Annotated in this window: 19 protein-coding genes; 18 read left to right on the top strand and 1 reads right to left on the bottom strand. The window is 35.0% G+C overall.

Translation table 11 applies throughout. The features are described from left to right. The first annotated feature begins 21 nt into the window (after positions 1-21). From IGK54_RS08775 to IGK54_RS08760, 4 genes are all read left to right on the top strand, one after another. Positions 22-1,323 (top strand): EpaQ family protein, encoded by a 1,302-nt coding sequence (locus IGK54_RS08775; RefSeq protein WP_002383757.1) that lies wholly within the window; start codon positions 22-24, stop codon positions 1,321-1,323. A 105-nt stretch (positions 1,324-1,428) separates the two neighbouring features. Further along, positions 1,429-2,826 carry a sugar transferase gene (locus IGK54_RS08770; protein WP_002356909.1) on the top strand — a complete coding sequence of 466 codons (1,398 nt, stop codon included), beginning with the start codon at positions 1,429-1,431 and terminating at the stop codon, positions 2,824-2,826. Between the two features lie 119 nt (positions 2,827-2,945). Continuing rightward, positions 2,946-3,779, top strand: a complete 834-nt coding sequence (locus IGK54_RS08765) for a glycosyltransferase (RefSeq protein WP_142957037.1) — start codon at positions 2,946-2,948, stop codon at positions 3,777-3,779. Positions 3,780-3,794: 15 nt separating this feature from the next. Next, positions 3,795-4,637: a LicD family protein gene (locus IGK54_RS08760; RefSeq protein WP_142956993.1), complete on the top strand. Its 843-nt coding sequence runs from the start codon at positions 3,795-3,797 to the stop codon at positions 4,635-4,637. A gap of 267 nt (positions 4,638-4,904) precedes the next feature. Here the strand turns inward: IGK54_RS08760 and IGK54_RS08755 are convergent, their stop codons facing one another. Continuing rightward, positions 4,905-5,192, bottom strand: a complete 288-nt coding sequence (locus IGK54_RS08755) for a hypothetical protein (RefSeq protein ID WP_241408187.1) — start codon at positions 5,190-5,192, stop codon at positions 4,905-4,907. Here IGK54_RS08755 and IGK54_RS08750 point away from each other — a divergent pair. The 14 genes from IGK54_RS08750 to glnA all read left to right on the top strand — a co-directional run bounded on the left by IGK54_RS08750 (position 5,185) and on the right by glnA (position 22,313). Continuing rightward, entirely contained in the window at positions 5,185-8,100 is a 2,916-nt protein-coding gene (locus tag IGK54_RS08750; protein ID WP_241408186.1) for a GW domain-containing glycosaminoglycan-binding protein, read from the top strand. The genes IGK54_RS08755 and IGK54_RS08750 overlap by 8 nt on opposite strands. A gap of 568 nt (positions 8,101-8,668) precedes the next feature. Further along, a complete protein-coding gene (locus IGK54_RS08745) occupies positions 8,669-9,373 on the top strand; it encodes an IspD/TarI family cytidylyltransferase (protein ID WP_002378508.1) in 705 nt (234 codons plus the stop codon). A gap of 12 nt (positions 9,374-9,385) precedes the next feature. Next, positions 9,386-10,444, top strand: coding sequence for an NAD-dependent epimerase/dehydratase family protein (locus tag IGK54_RS08740; protein ID WP_010820952.1), 1,059 nt, complete (start codon positions 9,386-9,388; stop codon positions 10,442-10,444). A gap of 1 nt (position 10,445) precedes the next feature. Further along, complete coding sequence (locus IGK54_RS08735) at positions 10,446-11,420, top strand: glycosyltransferase family 2 protein (RefSeq protein WP_002369106.1); 975 nt, start codon at positions 10,446-10,448, stop codon at positions 11,418-11,420. 40 nt (positions 11,421-11,460) lie between these two features. After that, positions 11,461-12,891: an O-antigen ligase family protein gene (locus IGK54_RS08730; RefSeq protein ID WP_002379606.1), complete on the top strand. Its 1,431-nt coding sequence runs from the start codon at positions 11,461-11,463 to the stop codon at positions 12,889-12,891. Between the two features lie 54 nt (positions 12,892-12,945). After that, positions 12,946-13,770, top strand: a complete 825-nt coding sequence (locus tag IGK54_RS08725) for a LicD family protein (RefSeq protein ID WP_002379605.1) — start codon at positions 12,946-12,948, stop codon at positions 13,768-13,770. Between the two features lie 39 nt (positions 13,771-13,809). Further along, complete coding sequence (locus IGK54_RS08720; RefSeq protein WP_002369113.1) at positions 13,810-14,781, top strand: glycosyltransferase family 2 protein; 972 nt, start codon at positions 13,810-13,812, stop codon at positions 14,779-14,781. Positions 14,782-14,791: 10 nt separating this feature from the next. Further along, entirely contained in the window at positions 14,792-16,213 is a 1,422-nt protein-coding gene (locus IGK54_RS08715) for a lipopolysaccharide biosynthesis protein (RefSeq protein ID WP_142956991.1), read from the top strand. 90 nt (positions 16,214-16,303) lie between these two features. Continuing rightward, positions 16,304-17,263, top strand: a complete 960-nt coding sequence (locus IGK54_RS08710; RefSeq protein WP_142956990.1) for a GDP-mannose 4,6-dehydratase — start codon at positions 16,304-16,306, stop codon at positions 17,261-17,263. Positions 17,264-17,422: 159 nt separating this feature from the next. Continuing rightward, positions 17,423-18,169: a glycerophosphodiester phosphodiesterase gene (locus IGK54_RS08705; RefSeq protein ID WP_241408185.1), complete on the top strand. Its 747-nt coding sequence runs from the start codon at positions 17,423-17,425 to the stop codon at positions 18,167-18,169. After that, positions 18,170-19,099: a tRNA (adenosine(37)-N6)-dimethylallyltransferase MiaA gene (gene miaA / locus IGK54_RS08700; protein ID WP_002395447.1), complete on the top strand. Its 930-nt coding sequence runs from the start codon at positions 18,170-18,172 to the stop codon at positions 19,097-19,099. A gap of 3 nt (positions 19,100-19,102) precedes the next feature. Continuing rightward, complete coding sequence (hflX, locus tag IGK54_RS08695) at positions 19,103-20,344, top strand: GTPase HflX (protein WP_086318084.1); 1,242 nt, start codon at positions 19,103-19,105, stop codon at positions 20,342-20,344. Between the two features lie 202 nt (positions 20,345-20,546). Continuing rightward, positions 20,547-20,930, top strand: a complete 384-nt coding sequence (locus IGK54_RS08690) for a MerR family transcriptional regulator (RefSeq protein ID WP_002388239.1) — start codon at positions 20,547-20,549, stop codon at positions 20,928-20,930. 42 nt (positions 20,931-20,972) lie between these two features. Next, on the top strand, positions 20,973-22,313 hold the full coding sequence (glnA, locus tag IGK54_RS08685) for a type I glutamate--ammonia ligase (RefSeq protein ID WP_002356929.1): 1,341 nt from the start codon (positions 20,973-20,975) through the stop codon (positions 22,311-22,313). Positions 22,314-22,438 lie beyond the last annotated feature (125 nt).

Here is a 22,438-nt window from a genome sequence, read left to right as displayed (position 1 = left end):
TTCATGGAATGAGGTTTGAATATGGGAAAAGTATTGAATAGAATCGGTCGACTTATTTTATTAGTTACAATGATCGGCTCGTATACGATGTGGGTCGTAGGAATTGATGCGCCAGTCACAAAATATATGTATGCCAATAGTTCAATTTTATTATTAATAGCAGTAATACTTGTACTGCTATTAAATTGTACGAAATTAAAATTTATTGACTGGCTGACCGTAGCGTTGGCGCTAGCCACCTGGCTCTTGTTTCACTTTACGGAATCAATCCGTCATAGCACAATGCAAACAGATACAATGATTCCTTTAATTATTTTGTTGGTCCTTTGTTTTAAAGTTTGTGTCTTTGATCGTTTGGATCAAACGCTTTTATTAATTGTCTCTTTAGTTGCTTTGAGTGCGACTTTGTATCGGATGTCCGTGGAGTTGCCTCAGTTGATTCCAGCAGACGAAATTTTTAAAGAATCAAATAAACTAGAAAGTATTTGGATTAATACCAATACGATTGGTGCAACATTGATGTTTTCAACAATGATGGCCAGTAGTTTGATCAAAGCATATAGAAATAAGGTTTTTAACCTGCTGCTTTTACCTGTATACATTGGTGGTGTTTTAGGTACATGGGTCAGTCAATCAAAAACCTCTTTTGCCATTTTAGTTGGTTTTATTCTGGTGGATAATCTTTTACCAAAACGTTTCTTGCAACGTTCGAAAGTTTGGCTGTTTGGTTTTGTCGGAGTAGCTGCATTGGGACCATTGTTATTTTACTTATGTGCGGAATCGGATACTGTGGATTTATTTACAGGAAGAGAACGAATTTGGCATGAGTTTTTTGCTAAATGGTTATCTGATCCTCAACATATTAAAGTCGGTATGGAGCCTTTTGTGGCCTCATGGAAACCGCTGGGGACACATAATGCTTTTCTATTTACGTTAAGTAATTTTGGTGTCATTGGCTATCTGATTTTATTTGGTTTTTTAGTCAGTATGATTTTATTGATTGGTTTCCGCAAAAAAACATTGGATCGTTTGCAAGTTAGTTTACTTTTAGGCTTCCTTTTAATCTGGATTCATTCATTTATGGAAGATATTTTATTAGCGCCTCATTGGATGCCGATTGTTTATAGTTTCCTTGGGCTAGCCTTCTACTTCCGGCCAGAGAAAAAACGAGGAAGACATGAAAGACCAACGACACCTAAAAGAAGAAAACGAGTGAAACAAACAAGTCCTGTTAGCAATGAAGAGCGCCCGATAGCACCTGTTGACGAAGAGGGCTGGGACCAACCTGAAGAATTAAGTCGTGTCCAAAGACATCGCAGATAATTTTCATCCTATAGAACTTTCTTGTCCGCTGACATTATGGTAATATAGGGGTTGCATGTTATTACAAATAATGTAATTACTGGAAGTGAAGAGAGGAAGTTTTTAATGACATCAAAAAGTGAATGGAGTAATGCAAGACGGATTGTAATTATTTTAGCAGACGTTTTGCTCTATAATTTATCAATCATCTTAGGGTTTATGGTGAAATTTGGCCGAGAAATTCCTTCATTTAACTTTGTGGCTTATGAAAAATCTGCAATTTACATTTCAATCTTTTTTATCTTTTTGAATTTGTTGTTAGGTGCGTATATTTTTTATAATCGCAAAATTAGTGACATCATTTTTGTCACGGTGATTGGTCAAATTTTAATGACTTTAACGATTATGATTGTGACATTTGCCGGACGTTGGTTTACGTTCCCGCGTTCTGTTTTAGGATATTCCTTTATAATCGGAATTATTGTTCTAAGTCTTTGGCGAATTCTTGTTTATTATTTATACTTAAAGGTCAGCAATGAGCGAAAAGTTGTTTTGCTAGGTAAAGAAAATCAAGTCATGCGTTCAATTCAAAACTTTATGTCTGATAAAAATAACAAGCATAAAGTAACGAGCGTTGTTGTCAGCAATTACTATGAAAACTTAAAAAAAATTATCGATGAAATCGATATTGTTTATATTTCAAGTAATGTTGATGAGAACGAAAAAGTAAAATTGTATCAATTAATTGTCAAACACAAGAAAAAAATCTTTTTAGATACAAGTTTTGAAAATCTAATTATGTTAAAACCAAACATGATGAACTTTGAAGATGAAAGTATTATCGAAGTCTCAAATTTTGAAATCCAACCAGAAGAGAATTTTATTAAACGTTTATTCGATATTTTAGTCTCTGTTTGCCTATTTGTGATTACCTCACCCTTAATGCTTATTGCAGCGATTTTAGTCAAAGCAACCTCACCGGGACCAGTGATTTACAAACAAACTCGGATTACATTAGATCAACGTGAGTTCTCGATTTTAAAATTTAGAACGATGTCGGCAACAGCGGAAGCAAAATCAGGTCCAGTCTTATCTACAAGTAACGACAGTCGCGTCACTACAGTTGGTAAATACTTGCGTGCTTTACGTATTGATGAGTTGCCACAACTAATCAATGTTATTCGCGGGGATATGTCCATTGTCGGACCACGTCCTGAACGACCATTCTTTGTTGATCAATTTAATCAGGAAAACCCGAATTACTATTTACGTCACAATGTACGTGCGGGGATTACTGGCTATGCCCAAGTTTATGGGAAGTATGCTTCTGACTACAATAGTAAATTGAACTTTGATTTACTGTACATCAAGAATTATTCATTACTATTGGATATGAAAATTCTGCTTCAAACTATCAAAATTCTCTTTGATAAAGTATCATCAAGAGGATTGGATGAGTCTGAAGAACGTGAAGAATTGACGATGGATTATTGTAAAGAGAATGCTATTAGAATTTACCGTTAAGAGGAGCAGTGGCTCCTCTTTTTTTGAAAAAAAGAGAGACTTCTAACAAAGCTTGAAAAATCAGATATTCTATGTAAAAATATACAAGCGTGGATGAAAAAAGAAATAGGGGTGAAGAAATGGAAAAGGTACCAGTAAGTGTCTTACTTTCCATTTATATAAAGGAGCGTCCTGAATATGTTATTGCATGTTTAGACAGTATTTTTAATCAAACTGTAAAAGTCGATGAAATAGTATTAGTAGAAGATGGTCCTGTAACTGAAGAAATGACAGTCATTGTAGATAAATATAAAGAAACGTATCCAGAAGTGCTTCATGTTTTACCTCTAGAAAAAAATGTTGGTTTAGGTAAAGCGTTGGCAGAAGGGGTTAAAGCTTGTCGTAATGAACTGATTGCACGAATGGATGCAGATGATATTATGAAGACGGATCGGATTGAAAAGCAGTGGCAATTATTTCAAAAAAATCCTAACTTGGTCATTACCGGTTCTAACATTATCGAATTTGACGGGAACATAGAAAATGTTTTGGGTTATCGTAACCTTCCCAGTTCTAATGAGGCTATTCGTGAATTTTCCAAAAGAAGAAACCCGTTTAATCATATGACTGTCATGTATAAGAAGTCAGACATTTTAGAGGTCGGTAACTATCTGCCAATGTCAGGATTTGAAGATTATTATTTGTGGGTGCGGTTACTGAAAAAAGGAAAGGAAGCTCAGAACCTTTCTGAACATTTAGTCTATGCTCGAACAGGCAGTGATATGTACGCACGGCGTGGTGGTTGGCAGTATTTTAAGTCAGGACTAAAAGGACGCAAAGCAATCTATCAAGCAGGACTTGGTAGTTTTAAAGATTTTTTTGTGAGTTCAAGTGCACATGTTGTCGTAAGTTTGATGCCGAATACTTTACGAGGTAAATTTTATGAGAAGTTTTTAAGGAAAGAAAATGATTAAGATTGAGGTAAAATTATGCAAGAGATGTCTCAGACAGATTTAAAAGAAATACAGGCTGTAACATTAACTATGTCCAAATATTTTGTGCAATTTTGTCAAGAAAATAATTTATTATGTTATTTCTGTGGCGGTGGTTGTATTGGTGCTGTACGCAGTCAAGGATTTATTCCGTGGGATGATGATTTGGATTTTTTTATGCCACGACCAGACTATGAAAAATTAAAAAAGCTATGGCCACAGAAAGCAGACATAAATAGATATCCATTATTAGTTGCTTCTAAAACATATAATGATCATAATTCATTTATAACTATTAGGGATACTGCCACTACTTTTATTAAACCCTATCAAGAGGATTTAGATATCCCTCATGGTTTACCAATTGATATTTTTCCGTTAGATGGTGCGCCAGAAGGGAAATTGCGAAGAAAAATCCAAAAGTTTTGGGCACTGATTTATGCGTTATTTTGTTCGCAAGTTGTTCCAGAAAAACATGGTGGTCTGATGGCTACAGGAAGCAAGGTTTTATTAGGGATTTTTTCTTCAAGCAAAATTCGCTATCATATTTGGCGCTTCGCTGAAAAAAGAATGACCAAGTATTCCTTTGGCTCAACTCCTTATATCACTGAATTATGTGTCGGACCACGCTACATGGGCAATATTTATCATTTAGAAGATTTTAAATCTGCTATTTTTGTTCCATTTGAAGATACAAAAATGCCAATACCAGTGGGATACAATCGCTACTTAACAGAGGTTTTTGGAGATTATATGCAATTGCCACCAGAGGAAGATCGTCAACCTCATCATGAAGCGCTAATTGTTGATACTAAAAAATCGTACACAGAATATATTTAAAAACTTTAATTATTTATACTAAGGCTGAACGTTATCTATAAATAGCGTTCAGCATTTTGTTGTAAAAAAATAAATAACACAATCAATGTAATAAAAAGATAAAGTTTAGAAACAAAATAGTAAAAAAAAGTTAGCAAGATTTTCTTGACGTAGGCTAAAATTTATTAGAAAATTATTTGAAACTAGTGCTCATTCTAATCAGTTTTGAGAAATTTCAATTTGAAAAGTAAAAAATTGTTGGTTTCAAGTAAAATTTACATACTATAATTAAATGAGGATTAATTGTAAAGAATACGTAAAAAGAAGGGTTAAATAAATAATGAAGAGAATAAATAAAATATCTGTTATTACAATGCTAATGTTGACAGCATTGGTTCCTAGTTCATCAATAGTGTATGCAATCGATGCATCAAGTAGTGAAAGTGCAGAAGAAGTAATTTCTACGGATACAGCAGAAACACTAAATTCTACGTCATCTAGCGGGGAAACTTCGACAGAAAGTTCTTCTAGCACCTCATCTTCAGTTCCTTCGGAAACAAAAAATAGTTTGGACACGAGTGATGCTAAAGACACTTGGCAATCAAAAGATGCTGAAGAAACTTCGGAAACGACTAGTTCTTCAGAAGCTAATAAGAAAGATGAAGACGAAATCGTAATAACAGAGGATATGAACAAACCTATGGGATCAGGAATGAAAGGAACGAGAAGAAAAAGAGCCGCATATGCCTATGGTGATCCTATTAGCATAACAGAGGCAAATCGTCCGCCTAAAAACTTTATCGATGTATCTTCTTGGAATGGTAGTTTAAGTGTAGCAAATTATCAAACTATGAAAAGTTATGGGATAGGCGGAGTGGTCGTTAAAATGACCGAAGCGACAACTTATCAAAATCCAGAAAGATTTGCACAAGTTCAAAATGCAAATGCAGTGGGAATAAAAGTATCCGCCTATCACTATAGTCACTTTACAACAAAAGATCAGGCAATAAAAGAAGCAAACTACTTTGCCGATACAGCAATGAATACTGGATTACCAAAAGACACTTTAATGATTAATGATGCAGAAGAAGGTAGCATGAATAATGGACAATTGACAGCTAATTCAATTGCTTTTGCTAATCAATTAAAAGCAAGAGGTTTTACGAATGTATTACATTATTCAATGGCAGCCTGGTTTACAGAAGGAGTTTTATCGCCTACACAACTAGGGACTGAAAATATTTGGATTGCTCAGTATCCTTTTGAACCGACTGCAGATCAGTTATGGCACAAAAATGAAGGTTATGCGGCATGGCAATGGTCTTCATTATTAACGATTCCAGGTGTTGATATCGGCGTAGGTGTGTTTGATATTAATGCTGATTACACTGGACGATTTACATCTAGTGGTGGAAAACAGTATGATGTAATTTTAGATGAAAAACAATATGATTACACGGCAAAAGTAAAACCAGCAGCTGAATCAGGAAAACACGGCGTGTTTAATGGGATTATGAATACAGCTCCTGGAATCGTTAATATCGGTATGGGAGATAAATATGCGAACCAAAGCGTTCATATCATAGGATATGCCAAAACAAGCCGGACAGAGTTACTCCATTTTACAGTAGGTGGAAAAGATGCAGGCTGGATGGACAAACGAGCATTCACAGCTACACTAGATAAAGCCACGTATAGTAAAATGAGTCGAGGAGCCAAAATAGGCGATGTAGCAGTTTCATCGAAGCATGGATTATATACAAAACCAAATAATACAGCAGAAGATGGAGAAAAAATAGGTTTAGGCTCTCTATATGCAAATCAAAACGTGCAGATCATTCAATCCGCTGAACTATCAACAGGTGTTACGGCTTATCAATTTCAAATAAATGGACAAACAATCGGCTGGTTGGACAGCCGTGCCTTCAGCAATGTGTATGATGAGCTGCTAGATGAAAAAAGCTATGATTACATGGCAAAAGTAAAACCAGCAGCTGAATCAGGAAAACATGGCGTGTTTAATGGGATTATGAATACAGCTCCTGGGATCGTTAATATCGGTATGGGAGATAAATATGCGAACCAAAGTGTTCATATCATAGGATATGCCAAAACAAGCCGGACAGAGTTACTCCATTTTACAGTAGGTGGAAAAGATGCAGGCTGGATGGACAAACGAGCATTCACAGCTACGCTAGATAAAGCCACGTATAGTAAAACGAGTCGCAAAGCCAAAATAGGCGATGCAGCAGCTTCATCGAAGCATGGATTATATACAAAACCAAATAATACAGCAGAAGATGGAGAAAAAATAGGTTTAGGCTCTCTATATGCAAATCAAAACGTGCAGATCATTCAATCCGCTGAACTATCAACAGGTGTTACGGCTTATCAATTTCAAATAAATGGACAAACAATCGGCTGGTTGGACAGTCGTGCCTTCAGCAATGTGTATGATGAGCTGCTAGATGAAAAAAGCTATGATTACATGGCAAAAGTAAAACCAGCAGCTGAATCAGGAAAACATGGCGTGTTTAATGGGATTATGAATACAGCTCCTGGAATCGTTAATATCGGTATGGGAGATAAATATGCGAACCAAAGCGTTCATATCATAGGATATGCCAAAACAAGCCGGACAGAGTTACTCCATTTTACAGTAGGTGGAAAAGATGCAGGCTGGATGGACAAACGAGCATTCACAGCTACGCTAGATAAAGCCACGTATAGTAAAACGAGTCGAGGAGCCAAAATAGGCGATGTAGCAGTTTCATCGAAGCATGGATTATATACAAAACCAAATAATACAGCAGAAGATGGAGAAAAAATAGGTTTAGGCTCTCTATATGCGAATCAAAACGTGCAGATTATTCAATCCGCTAAACTATCAACAGGTGTTACGGCTTATCAATTTCAAATAAATGGACAAACAATCGGCTGGTTGGACAGCCGTGCCTTCAGCAATGTGTATGATGAGCTGCTAGATGAAAAACGCTATGATTACATGGCAAAAGTAAAACCAGCAGCTGAATCAGGAAAACACGGCGTGTTTAATGGGATTATGAATACAGCTCCTGGAATCGTTAATATCGGTATGGGAGATAAATATGCGAACCAAAGCGTTCATATCATAGGGTATGCCAAAACAAGCCGGACAGAGTTACTCCATTTTACAGTAGGTGGAAAAGATGCAGGCTGGATGGACAAACGAGCATTCACAGCTACGCTAGATAAAGCCACGTATAGTAAAACGAGTCGCAAAGCCAAAATAGGCGATGCAGCAGTTTCATCGAAGCATGGATTATATACAAAACCAAATAATACAGCAGAAGATGGAGAAAAAATAGGTTTAGGCTCTCTATATGCGAATCAAAACGTGCAGATCATTCAATCCGCTAAACTATCAACAGGTGTTACGGCTTATCAATTTCAAATAAATGGTCGAACAATTGGTTGGTTAGATAGCCGCGCCTTTAAAATGTAGAATAAGTTTATAAAGGTAACGACCAAACAATCTATCGAGGTTCTTTGTCAAATAGTATTGCTAAATAAAAATAGTGAACATCGTGAAAGTCAGAGGAGAAAATCCTCTGGCTTCTTTATTTTTTATTAAGTGCTTTTTATTATGAAATTATTTTTTCTCAAACATATGGTCATGGTCTATTTAACGTATTTAAATAATAAATAGTATTTTCTGAAATACTTATATTCGCGATAAATGGCATTGACATGCATGATATTTAAATCGATTTTTACTCACTTCTAAATACGGCTTGAGTTCTACTATTTGAATTCTACAGAATTTTGAGATGTTTTTTGTGAATCAAAAAGTATAGAGTTTTTATCGTTTGTCCGTAATTTTTTTATTAAAATAACGAACAAAAATATTTACAGTTCGATTAAGGTCTACGATAAATTATTGAAACTTACTGATAGTTATGAGAAAATGTAAAAGATTGAATGCAGTTTTGGCTGTGTTGATGAATATATAAGTTAAACAAAATTGAAATAAAACTAGTGGTTGACTAGTTAGAGAAAGGATTTTGTATCAAATGATTACAGCTTTAATTATTGCCGGTGGGGTCGGTAAACGAATGGGGCAGGAGATTCCTAAACAATTTATTATGGTAGAGGAAAAACCGATAATTATCTACACATTGGAATCTTTTCAAAAGCATCCACTCATTGATCGAATCTTAGTTGTGTGTAAAAAAGGTTGGGAACAAACACTAGATGCCTATGCAAAAGAGTACCATATTGACAAATTACAATGGATTATTCCAGGAGGAAATTCTGGTCAAGAATCAATTAACAATGGGGTTAATTTCTTAAAAGAACATTCAAACCCAGAAGATACTATTGTTATCCATGACGGAATTCGCCCATTAGTTGATGAATTAGTTTTATCTGATGTAATTGTTAAGTGTCAAGAATACGGAAATGCAGTGACTTCGTTGCCATATAATGAACAAATTTTTGTAAAAGAAACCGAGGAAACAACTCGACAATATATTAATCGTGAAACATTACGTCGCGTGTCAACACCACAAGCCTATAAATTTGAAAAATTAACTTGGGCTTACGAAAAAGCATTCCGTGAGAATATTGGTATTTCTGAATCGTCATACACGAATACTATGATGGTGGATTTAGGCGAAACATTGTATTTTGCTTTAGGCTCAGATAAAAATATTAAGTTAACCACACAAGATGACTTACAGTTATTTAAAGGCTTCTTGAAAATGAAAGAAGAGTAGTGGAGGGATACCATGTTATTTACAGACGATAATTATTTATCAGACGTTGAACGAGTTTTAGAGAAGACACCAGATTGGACGAAAGTAACTAATAAATCTGTTTTTATAACTGGTGCTTCAGGCATGATTGGGACCTTTTTAATTGATGTGCTTATGTACCAAAATAAAACGAGAAATGCGAATATTTCAATCTGGGCGATGGGACGAACATTGTCGCGTTTAGAAGAGCGATTTACTAGTTATCTAGAGGATCCGTTATTCCATATAGTTATCGGAGATGTCACAGAAGAAATTCAGATAGCAGAAGCTTGTGACTATGTGTTGCATTGTGCTAGTAATACACATCCTAAATCATATGCCAGTGATCCAATTGGAACGATTATGACCAATATTGCTGGTACGCAGCATATTTTAGATTATGCGGTCAAAGCGAATAGTGAAAAAGTGTTATTTTTATCAACTGTTGAAATCTATGGAGAAAATCGTGGAGATCTTGATAAATTTACGGAAGACTATTGCGGCTATATTGACTGTAACACGCTACGGGCCGGTTATCCCGAAGGAAAAAGAGCAAGTGAATCATTATGTCAAGCCTATATTCAGAAATATGGTATTGATGTTGTTATTCCAAGAATTAGTCGTACTTTCGGGCCTACGATGTTACTTTCGGATAGTAAAGCTTCTTCTCAATTTATTCTGAATGCAGTCCATAAAGAAAACATTGTGTTAAAAAGTGCAGGGACCCAACTATATTCTTATGCATATGTTGCAGATATTGTATCTGCTCTTCTGTTTTTATTAGTTAAAGGGCAAAAAGGGGAAGCTTACAATGTTTCAAACGAACATTGCGATATTACGTTACGTACTTTTGCGGAAACATTAGCCAATGTGGCTGGAACAAAAGTGATTCATGGTGAAGCCACCGCCCAAGAAAAACAAGGGTTTTCTAAAGCAACAAAAGCACTACTAGACAATCAAAAAATCTACGCATTAGGTTGGCGGCCACTGTACGACAGTATGGAAGAACCATTAAAACATACAATTAAAATTTTAGAAGGTAGCGGAAATTGATATGCCCAAAATTAGTATTATTGTTCCTGTATACAATGTAGAAAAATATTTAGAAAAATGTGTACGCTCTATTTTAGCTCAAACGTTTACTGACTTTGAATTAATTCTGGTGGACGATGGCTCTCCAGACAGTTCTGGAGCAATGTGTGATCAGTTTGCTGAACAAGATCAACGGGTAAAAGTTATCCATAAAGAAAATGGTGGGCTAAGCGATGCTCGTAATGCTGGAATTGAAATAGCAACAGGTGAGTATTTAGGTTTCGTAGATAGTGATGATTACATTGCAGATGATATGTATGAACTATTATATACAAATATCGTAAAAGAAGATGCCGATTTATCAATCTGTGGTATTTATGATGTCTATGAGGGGAAAGAGCCAATTGTAAAAAGTTTAATACAGGGAACTTTTTCCAGAGAAGAAGCATTATTGTTAATTTTACAAGGAAATATTATCTCCGTACATGCTGTAAATAAGTTATATAAACGAAAACTCTTTGCGGATCTAAGATATCCTAAAGGAAAGTATCATGAAGATTCATTTATTATAGTAGATTTGTTGTCTGAATGTCAGAAAGTTTCTATTGATTCAACACAAAAATATTACTATTATCATCGAATGGGCAGCATTAATACAGAAACATTTTCAGATAAACAATTTGAGTTTATAGAAGCTTGGGAGAAGAATGAACTTAAATTGAAAGGTAAGGGAGCAGTTATAGAAGAAGCTGCCCATCAAAGAGTTTGTTTTGCGAATTTTTTAGTATTAGATAAAATTTTGATTAGTAATGCTTCGAAGGAAAAAGAAACGAAACAAATTGTTCGCTATCTTCGGAAAAACTTTATTTTTATTATGAAAAATAAAGTTTTTACAAAAAGTCGTAAACTATCAATGATTTTACTTATGTTTGGTCTTCCTTTTTATAAAATACCAATTAAATTGAAAAGAAAATATATAGAAAAAACAATAGATTAACAAGTTGTAATCTAAAAGTTGTTTTAAATAATTGGAGGATATGATGATTATTAATTTATCACAGCAGATGCAAAAAATAGAAAAAAGGATAGCTATACCATATATTGTTTTTTTTGAGTTAGTTCTAATTTGTCGAATGGTTAGCATTTATTCGACTTTACCAACAAAAATAGATTCATTATTTACCTTGATAATTATGCTATTGTCAGGTGTTTACTTCATATGTCACTTCTTGCCAATTTTTATAGAAAAAAAACAAAGAAGAATAGAATACTGGCTAATTGCTTTTATAGGAATTTTATTTTTAACAACATTTATTAATCATACGTATGCTTTTTCAGAGAACATTAAGTTGATCATTTGGCAATGTATCTTTTTCTTTTCCGTTTACGAAGTAGGGCGTTCGAATGATAAATCTGTTTTTAAAGCTTTTGAGTATGTACTTTTAATTGTTTGGACCGCATTAGTCATCGTTGGGTTATACTTATTTTTTGCGCGAATCAGCTTTTCAAAACCAGTAGAGTCTTTGTATTACGGAATGAGAATCGGTTTTTTTGAAAATCGATTATATGGTGTTTTTGTGGAGCCTAACTATGCATGTACCATCTCATTAGTTTGTATTTTGGTTGGCGTGCGGAATTTTATTAATACCAATAGCAAATGGTTAAAAGTGGTTTGTGCAATGGTGATTTTTCTACAATTTAGTTATGTAGCATTGTCTGGATCAAGATCAGGAGTTATTCAGTTGATTTCAATGGTAATTTTCGGGATGTTCTTTACAATTTGGTTCTTTCAAAAAAATACATCCAAAGCAGTTATAAAAAAAGTTGTGCAAGCAGTATTAGTTTCTTTTTTCTGTGGTGCTATTGTTTTCGGGGGCTTACAGTTAATAGAAAAAGGGTATATTGCTACTGCAAATTCAGTGAATATTGAAGTACCAAAAGTTTTAGATAATAAAGAAAATGAAATTCTAGGAAATAAGAAAATTACTACTAAGAGACCAGATGTTGAGGGGAAAGACGATATTTCAAATAGTCGATTTGCTCTTTGGCAAAGTGCGATAGATTTAATGAAATTAAATCCTATATTTGGCACTTCTCCAAAAGGTTTTGCAGATATAGCTAAAGATAAATTGCCTCAATCTCATATTGCTAAGACAGCTCAAACACCGCATAGTTTTTTCTTCTATTTATTAGCAGCTACAGGGATTTCAGGTACAATTGTATTTCTAATTTTCTTGCTATCTAAAATGTTTAACTCTGCTAAATTGCTGTTTAGCGTTCGAATTAAAAATTATATGGATTTTGTGTTAGATAACCAAATTGTGTTAGTCATTTTAATTTCTGGATTACTGATAACTGAAGTCATTTTAACAAGACGTTTTGCAACAGTTATCTTTTGGTTATACTTAGGTAAAATTCAGTATCGCACTGACATGGAAAATGATTTGATTAGAGGAAATGAGCAATAATGCTCATTTTTTCTACTATACAATTGATTATTATATAAGTAGGAGAGTAATATCATGCAAAAACTTACGTTAAAAGAGGTTCAGGCGAAGGCTGTTGAAATATTAGTGTATATCGATAATATTTGTCGATCTAACAACTTGCATTATACATTGTTTTATGGAACATTGATTGGTGTAGAACGTCATAAAGGTTTTATTCCTTGGGATGATGATATTGATATAGTTATGCCAAGGCCAGATTATGAATTGTTAATTAAAATCCTTAAAAACGATTCTAACTATCAATTACTTTCTTTTGAAACACGGAAACATTTTCGTTATCCTTTTGCAAAGTTAGTTGATCCTAATACTGTAGCTCATTCCAAACAATATTTTGGTGGAGAAGATAAGGACTTAGGAGTTTTTGTAGATATTTTTCCAATTGATGGTATCCCTGATACTCAAAAGGAGAGAAATGAACTAAGAAAGATAACGGAACAGTATCGGTTAAACTTAATGGATACTTTAGGTTTAAGCTATGCACGAAGTTTTCATCTTAGTAAGGCATTAATAAAATTAATAACTCGTTATCCTAATCACTTTAAAGTGAAAAAAGTAGGAAACAATCAATATTGGCGTGATTTATATCAAACAGAGGCAAAAAAAACCCCATTTGGAGCAACAAAACATTGTGGTTATCTAGAATGGATTCATATAGATTGGGGTGTATTTCCTAATGAATGGTTTTTGGAATATGAGGATGTAGAGTTTGAAGGACATAAATTTATGGCCATTAAAAACCGAAAACAATTTTTAACTTTACGTTATGGAGATTATATGGAAATGCCTCCAGTAGAAGAAAGAATCACTCATCATCCCTATGATTTTTACCAAAAATAAAGATTATTTATAGGTTTTTTAGAAAGAAGGCGTACTTAAATGAAGCAGCAATATACAGCAACTGTTGTTATGGCTACCTATAATGGAGAAAAAAATATCTTAGAACAGTTGGATTCCTTAAAAAATCAGTCGAAAAAAATTGATGAAGTATTAATTTGGGATGACTGCTCTACAGATTCTACAGTTAAAATAATTGAGAACTTTATTTCTGAAAATAAATTAGGTGAAACGTGGCATTTGAAAATCAACACGGAAAATTTAGGTTGGCGCAAAAATTTCTTTAATCTATTGAATGCTGCTACTAAAGAAATTGTTTTTACGTGTGATCAAGACGATATTTGGGATGCATCTAAAATTGAAGTGATGTGTGAAGCTTTTGCAAACACTGATGTTAAAGTTTTAGTAAGTGATTATACTGAATTAGTAGAACCTGGGGGATTAGCAGAGGAATTAAAAAAAATTGATTCAGTTAAATTGCCTAATCAAAAAGCAGAACAGATTATATTTAATGAGAACAATTTATTTTTACGTCGCCCGGGATGTGTATATGCAATTAGAAAGAGCTTCATTGCCAATGTTAATCTATACGCATCTGAAATGGAAAATCCTGTACATGATATGGCGATGTGGGGAAGTTCTTTATTAAGTGATGGGCTCTATATTGTTAGGGAAGAATTAATTAGATGGCGTAAACATGGACAAAGTTCCTTTAAAAAAGAAATTGATTTAGCTAAGAGACAAAATCACTTTGAGGAAAGATTGAATACTTTACGCCGGAGATTACAGCGTACAAAGGCTGCAAAGAATTATTTAAATAACCAACCACATGTTGAAGAATTTGAATATAAAGACAAAGTTCTTTCAAACTTGATTAAAGAGTTGAATATGCGAGTATCTTTATTAGAACGAAAAAAAATTATTCCGATTCTATGTGCCTTTTTTAAGTATCATCATAAATTTTATTTTAGCACAGACATCTACCATATCATGAAATATAAAATTAGAAAGTGAGCATAATGCTATGAATTCAAAAGCAAAAATGGTGGCTAAAAACCTTTATTATACTGTGGCTGCAAATTTTGCAACGTTGGGTATTTCGGTTCTCTTAAATTTATTTGTCCCTAAGTTGTTAGGCGTTACAGAATACAGTTATTGGCAACTTTATGTTTTTTATTCTTCATATGTTGGATTTCTCCACTTAGGCTGGATTGATGGTATCTATTTAAAAATTGGGGGAGAAGAATACGAAAATTTAGATAAAAGAAATCTCGGTTCTCAATTCTGGTATTTAGCGATTTTTGAATGTTGTATTTCTGCTTTTGTCATTCTTTGGGCTTACTTTTTCATGCCGAAAGAATATCAAGGGATTATTTTGATATTGACGGCCATTGTTTCAGTAATTACAATTGCAAAAACGTTTATTCTGTATGTTTTTCAGTCAACAAATCGTATTAAGGAATATGCTCAATTATCCAGAAATGATCGCTATTTATATGTCCTGTTCATTGCAATTTACTTTGCATTAGGAGGACGAGATTTTTATTGGCTAATCATTATGGATATACTTTCTAAACTGATTATTACGGTTTGGGGAATGTTTAGAGTTAAAGACATGTTGCGTGTGAACATGATGAGTTTGAAGGAAGTTACTCCTGAAATAGTTGAGAATATTAACATAGGTAGTAAACTAATGCTCAGTAGTATAGCAAGTATGCTAATAATGGGAACCATTCGCTTTTTTGTTCAACAGCGTTGGACTATCGAAACCTTTGGTAAATTGTCCTTTACTTTAAGTTTATCAAATATGTTTTTAACTTTTATTAATGCTGTTGGAATTGTAATGTTTCCGTTGTTAAGACGGACAAATAAAGAGCGATTGCCGTCTTTATTTGTCACATTAAGAGGTGTTTTTGTTCCGTTGACGTATGCAATTCTGCTGTTATATGTACCCGTCAAATTTGTTTTAGGTATGTGGTTACCCGAATATAGCGAGAGTTTGAAATTTATGGGAATTCTATTTCCTATAGTTATTTATGAAGGTCGGATGTCTTTACTAATTAATACGTATTTAAAAACGTTGAGAAAAGAAAAAATAATTTTATTTGTTAACGTATTGACACTTGCCTTGTCGTTAATCCTATCGCTGTTTGTGATTTTCGTTGTTGGGAACTTGAATTTAACTGTTGGGTTGATATTAGTAAGTTTAGCATTTCGTTGTAATTTAGCGGAAATTTTTCTATGCAAAGATATGAACGTTAAAATAGGTAATAGCACTGTATTGGAAACGTTGGTTACATTATTGTTTATCTTTAGTAATCTTTGGTTTGGCGGTAGTATTTATAGTTTCATTTCTTATGGAATTGTGTATATTATCTATTTCTTATTCATTCATAAGAGCTTTGTAAATAACGCAAAGAATTTAAAATATTTAGTAAAAGGTTGAGAAAGTTATTTTCTCTCCTTTTTTATTGAAAAACAAACTGTAGTCTTTGACATCTAAAAATGGTAAAATTAATGTATTATTTTAATTGGAGTGGGAAACTTGAGTAACTTTTTAATCACAGGCGGTGCCGGCTTTATCGGCTCAACCTTAGCAAATTATTATAGTAAAGACAATCAAGTTGTGGTCATTGATGATTTATCAATGGGCCAAACTGAAAATTTAAACGCATCTGAAAATATCACGTTCATTGAAGGTAGCGTGACTGATCAACAATTAATGGAAAAAGTACTACAAGAGTATCAGTTCGATTACATTTTTCACTTAGCAGCGATTGCTAGTGTAGCAGACTCAGTAGCACGTCCAGTGGAAACACACCAAGTCAATTTTGAGAGTGTGTTACAATTACTGGAATTAATTCGGAAATACCAGAAAGATTTAAAACGTTTGGTGTTTGCTTCTTCTGCAGCGGTTTACGGCGATGAGCCAACTTTACCAAAACAGGAAGAATCAGTAATTCGTCCATTAACGCCTTATGCAGTGGATAAATTTGCTTCTGAAAAATATGTGTTAAACTATTGTCATTTATATGATGTTCCAACAAGCGCTGTTCGCTTCTTTAACGTTTATGGGCCAAATCAAAACCCTAATTCGCCTTATTCTGGCGTTATTTCGATTGTGATGGACTCTTACAAACGCTTATTAGCCAATCAAGAAGTGACATTCAATATCTTTGGCGATGGAAAACAATCTCGTGATTTTGTCTTTGTTGAGGACGTGGTTCAAGCATTGAATCTTGTCGCTCATTCTGACCAATCACTTGGGGAAGTGTATAATGTCGGAACAGGGAAAGCAACCGATTTAAATGAGTTAATTTCTTCTTTAAATGATATTATGAAAGTCACTTTGCCAGTTGAATACAAAGAAGCGCGAGCTGGGGACATCAAAGATTCCTTAGCGGATATATCTAAATTACGTGCCATTGGTTATGAACCGAAATATAGTATCCAATCTGGTTTAGATAAATACGTTAATTATGAATTAAAAGATTAAGAGAATAAAAAGACGGATTTGAGACTAAATTGTTTATAAGACTTAGAGAGTGGGATATCATCAGTCGCCTTGATTGATGTCCTACTCTTTCTTTTCGTTTTTCCTATATTTGAACCCACCTCACTCCAATGGTACAATAAACAAGATTGGAGTGAGAGCATGACAGATATTATTGCACATCGAGGAAGTAAAGGCACCCATCCTGAAAATACGTGTATTGCTTTCAGAGAGGCTGTTCGTGTTGGTGCTGAAGGAATTGAATTAGACGTTCACTTATCTAAAGATGGTTATTTAATCGTTATGCACGATGAAACGGTTGATCGTACGACAGATGGTCATGGTGAAATCCAACAGTTAACATTAAACGAATTAAAACAACTAGATGCTGGAAGCTGGTTTCAGAAAAATCCTTCTGTTCAATGTGTTCCAACATTGGAAGATGTTTTAAATTGTCTTGTAGAAGAACAATTCAATGGTTTTTTGAATATTGAACTTAAAACGGACATTATCCATTATGAAGGAATTGAGAAAAAAGTCGTCCAACAAATGAAGCAAAAAAACTGGCCGTTTGGTTATTTATATTCTAGTTTTTATTTTCCGAGTTTAGTTAAATTAAAAGAAGCTGATCCTAAGACAGAAATTGCCTTTATTTATGAATCTGCAGAGGATTTAAGTCAAGCGGGACCGGCATTCGCGCTTGTCGATAGTTTACATCCCAAAATGTCTTGGGTGTTGGCTCATGAAAAAGAACTTATCGCAATTGGCAAACCGCTGCGGCCGTGGACTGTTAATCGGATGGAAGAAATGGAAAATTGTTTTCAGCTAAAATTGGCGGGTGTTCATACGGATTTTCCTGAAGAAGCAAAATTTGCTCGTCAAAATTGGCAAGAAGAAGGAGAAACATAATTGGAGAAAGTATTAGTTATTGTAGGACCCACTGCGGTGGGGAAAACAGCATTAAGTATTGCTTTAGCAAAAAAATTTAATGGTGAAATTATTAGCGGTGACTCCATGCAAGTTTATCGATCGTTAGACATTGGCACCGCTAAAGTCACAGAAACAGAAAAAGAAGGAATTCCTCACTATTTAATTGATTGCCGTGAAGTCAGCGAAACATATTCTGCCGCTGATTTTCAGAAAGAGGGTCGTCAAAAAATCAAAGAAATTACTGAAAAAGGGAAACTACCAATTATCGTTGGAGGAACAGGTTTGTATATTCAATCACTCCTTTATGATTTTCAACTAGGAAGTCGTGAGATAGATGACTCGCCTGAAATTAGAGAAACGTACAACTTATTTGCGGAAGAAAAAGGGAACCAAGCTTTATGGCAGTTATTACAACAAAAGGATCCTCTAGCGGCTAACAGCATTCATTTTAATAATCGCAAAAAAGTTATTCGTGCGTTAGAGGTCTTTGATAAAACCGGTTATAGTATTTTGACCCCGAAGGAAAAACCAGCTCGTCTCTATGATTATTATTTGTTAGGTTTGGAAACAGATCGTGCTTTATTATATGAGCGTATTAATCAGCGGGTGGATCAAATGATGACAGAAGGACTGTTGGAAGAAGCAAAACAGATGTTTCAGCAACCACATGCACAAGCAGCTCAAGGTATTGGCTATAAAGAATTTTTCCCGTATTTTTCCGGTGAACAATCATTAGAGATGGCGGTTGAAACAGTCAAACAGCAATCGCGGCGATATGCCAAACGTCAATTGACTTGGTTTAGAAATCGAATGGCTGCGCATTGGTGGGATTTGGTTCAGCAGCCAACAGATTTGCCCAAGTTGGAAAAAGAAGTAGCGGAATGGCTACAACAGAAGGAGAGTGAGTAGGCGATGACCACTCATGAAAAAGTTATTTTAGTAGGAGTTGAAACGGAAAAAAATTATCAGACATTTTCTGCATCAATGGAAGAACTGGCGAATTTAACGGAAACCGCTAATGGAGAAGTGGTGTTTGTTTTAACGCAAAAACGACCACAAGTCGATCGACAAACCGTAATCGGTAAGGGGAAATTGGAAGAATTAATTCAATTAACAGATGCCTATGAAGCGGATCTTGTGATTTTTAATCATGAGCTCACACCGCGCCAAAATCAACTGTTATCTGAAGCGTTAGCTGTGCGAGTAATTGATCGTGTACAATTAATTTTGGATATCTTTGCTTTGCGTGCGCGCTCCAAAGAAGGAAAGTTACAAGTTGAATTAGCACAATTGGATTATTTATTGCCTCGCTTGGCTGGTCAAGGAAAACAGTTGTCCCGACTTGGAGGAGGTATTGGGACACGTGGGCCTGGTGAAACGAAATTAGAGTCGGACCGCCGACACATTCGGAATAAAATCTTAGGCATCCGTCGTGAGTTAAAAGAAGTCACTGCTCATCGTGAACGAAGCCGCCAAAAAAGACAAAATTCAGAACTATTTCAAATTGGCTTGATTGGTTATACCAATGCTGGCAAATCAACCATTCTCAACATGTTGACAACAGCAGGAACTTATTCAGAGGATCAATTGTTTGCAACGTTAGATCCTTTAACCAAAAAATGGCAATTGCCTCAAGGCATGGAAGTTACTCTGACAGATACGGTCGGCTTCATTCAAGATTTACCAACACAACTGATTGAAGCCTTTCAGTCGACATTGGAAGAAAGTCGGGCGATGGATTTACTGCTCCATGTGGTGGATGCAAGTGCGCCAGATCGGTTACAACATGAACGCACAGTTCAAACATTGATGAAAGAATTAGCGTTGGAAAATATTCCGTGCTTGACGGTTTATAATAAAAGAGATCAAGTGGACAGCAAAGAATTTGTCCCAACCTTATTTCCCAATGTATTGATCTCAACTAAAATTTCTGAAGATAAAGAACGACTGGTTCAAGCTATCCGTGCCCAAATGATGGAATTACTCGAGCCTTATCAATTAGAAATTAGCCCAACTGACGGACAACTATTAAGTGAACTTCGCCGGATGACACTAATGATTTCAGAAGAATATGCTGAAAATGAAAATCGGTATATCGTGAAAGGTTTTGCGAAAAAAGAGTCTAAATGGTTGGCTGAATCCGAAAAAGAATAAAAAATGGTAAGTTGATTAGAAATGATTTGTAAAAACAAATCATTTCTATTTTTTTGGTTAGCAGGAGAAAATCAGCCGTGAAAAGATGGAAAAGTCCATATTTATCAGGTTTTTTGTTTTATGTTAGAAAATCTAACATAAGTTCTTGACAATTTGTCATTCTATTGTTATTCTAAGAAATAACTAAGAGAGGAGGATGGAGATGAGAGAAAAAGAGTTACGCCGTTCCATGTCAGTTTTTCCAATTGGTACAGTTATGAAACTAACGGATTTGACCGCTCGACAAATTCGCTACTATGAAGAACAGGGATTGATTCATCCAGAACGTAGTGAGGGCAACCGACGCATGTATTCTTTAAATGATATTGATGTTTTGTTAGAAATTAAAGATTATTTATCTGATGGATTGAACATGGCAGGGATTAAGCGTGTGTATGAAATGAAATTAGAGGAACAAAAAAACACCGCCGAGGCGACTCGTCCGTTAACCGATGCAGATGTTCGTCAGATTTTATACGACGAAATCCTTTCGCAAGGAGGACTTACTCAGCAAAATCCGTTCCAATCGAATGTACCAAGGCTCTAACGTTTCAGCAGCCAATAAAAATGAAGGATGGGGATCAGACCGATGACAAGAAAAGCCAAAACGGCAGAAGAGATTAAACATATTGCAGAAGAAGAAAACGTACGTTTTTTACGACTAATGTTTACCGACATTATGGGAACAATTAAAAATGTTGAAGTTCCTGTGAGTCAGCTAGATAAAGTATTAGATAATAAAATGATGTTTGATGGGTCATCCATTGAAGGATTCGTTCGTATCGAAGAAAGTGACATGTATTTATACCCTGATCTATCTACATGGATGATTTTTCCGTGGGAAAGCGACCATGGAAAAGTTGCGCGCTTAATTTGTGATATTTACAATCCTGATGGTACCCCTTTTGCCGGAGATCCCCGCGGTAATTTAAAACGCGCCTTAGCAGATATGAAAGAATTAGGCTTTACTTCTTTTAACTTAGGACCAGAACCAGAATTTTTCCTATTTAAATTAGATGAGAATGGTGAAATTACCACTGATTTGAATGATAAAGGTGGCTATTTTGATTTTGCGCCAACCGATTTAGGTGAAAATTGTCGCCGTGATATTGTTTTAGAGTTAGAAAGTTTAGGCTTTGAAGTGGAAGCTTCGCATCATGAAGTAGCACCTGGTCAGCATGAAATTGACTTTAAATATGCGGATGTAGTTGATGCTTGTGACAATATTCAAACGTTCAAATTAGTTGTGAAAACTATTGCGCGCAAACATGGCTTGCATGCAACATTTATGCCAAAACCTTTGTTTGGAATTAATGGTTCTGGTATGCACTGCAATATGTCATTATTTAATGAAGAAGGTAATGTTTTTTATGACGAGTCAGGAGAGATGGGCTTAAGCCAAACTGCGTATCATTTCTTAGGTGGTTTGTTAAAACATGCCCGTGCCTATACTGCGGTATGTAACCCAACAGTGAACTCTTATAAACGCTTGGTACCAGGTTATGAAGCACCTGTTTATGTAGCTTGGAGCGGCAGAAATCGTTCACCACTCATTCGAGTTCCTGAATCTCGTGGTTTATCGACTCGTTTAGAGTTACGTTCTGTCGATCCTTCAGCGAATCCGTATTTAACAATGGCAGTCTTATTACAAGCAGGTTTGGATGGTATTCGTAATGAACTTACGCCACCGCCAGCAGTTGATCGTAACATTTATGTGATGAATGAGGAAGAACGTCAACATGCACAAATTGAAGATTTGCCATCAACCTTACACAATGCCATCAAAGAATTACGTAAAGATCAAGTAATGATTGATGCATTAGGTCGTCACATTTTTGCCAATTTTGTAGAAGCAAAACGAATGGAATGGGCAGCCTTCCGTCAAACCGTTTCTGAATGGGAAAGAGAACAATATTTGGAGTTGTACTAAAAGTCGTTACTTTTAATAATCTTAATGTTTAGAAAGAGGGAGATAAGTCGAAACGCTTATCTCCCTCTTTCATTCTTTAGTTTGTGAACGAATGGATAATTTCTATTTCACAAAATAAAGTAATT

Source organism: Enterococcus sp. DIV2384 (genome assembly GCF_050534975.1).
GTDB classification, from domain to species: Bacteria; Bacillota; Bacilli; order Lactobacillales; family Enterococcaceae; genus Enterococcus; species Enterococcus faecalis.
Note: the sequence above shows the minus strand (reverse complement) of the source record. Positions and strands in the feature narration are given on the sequence as shown.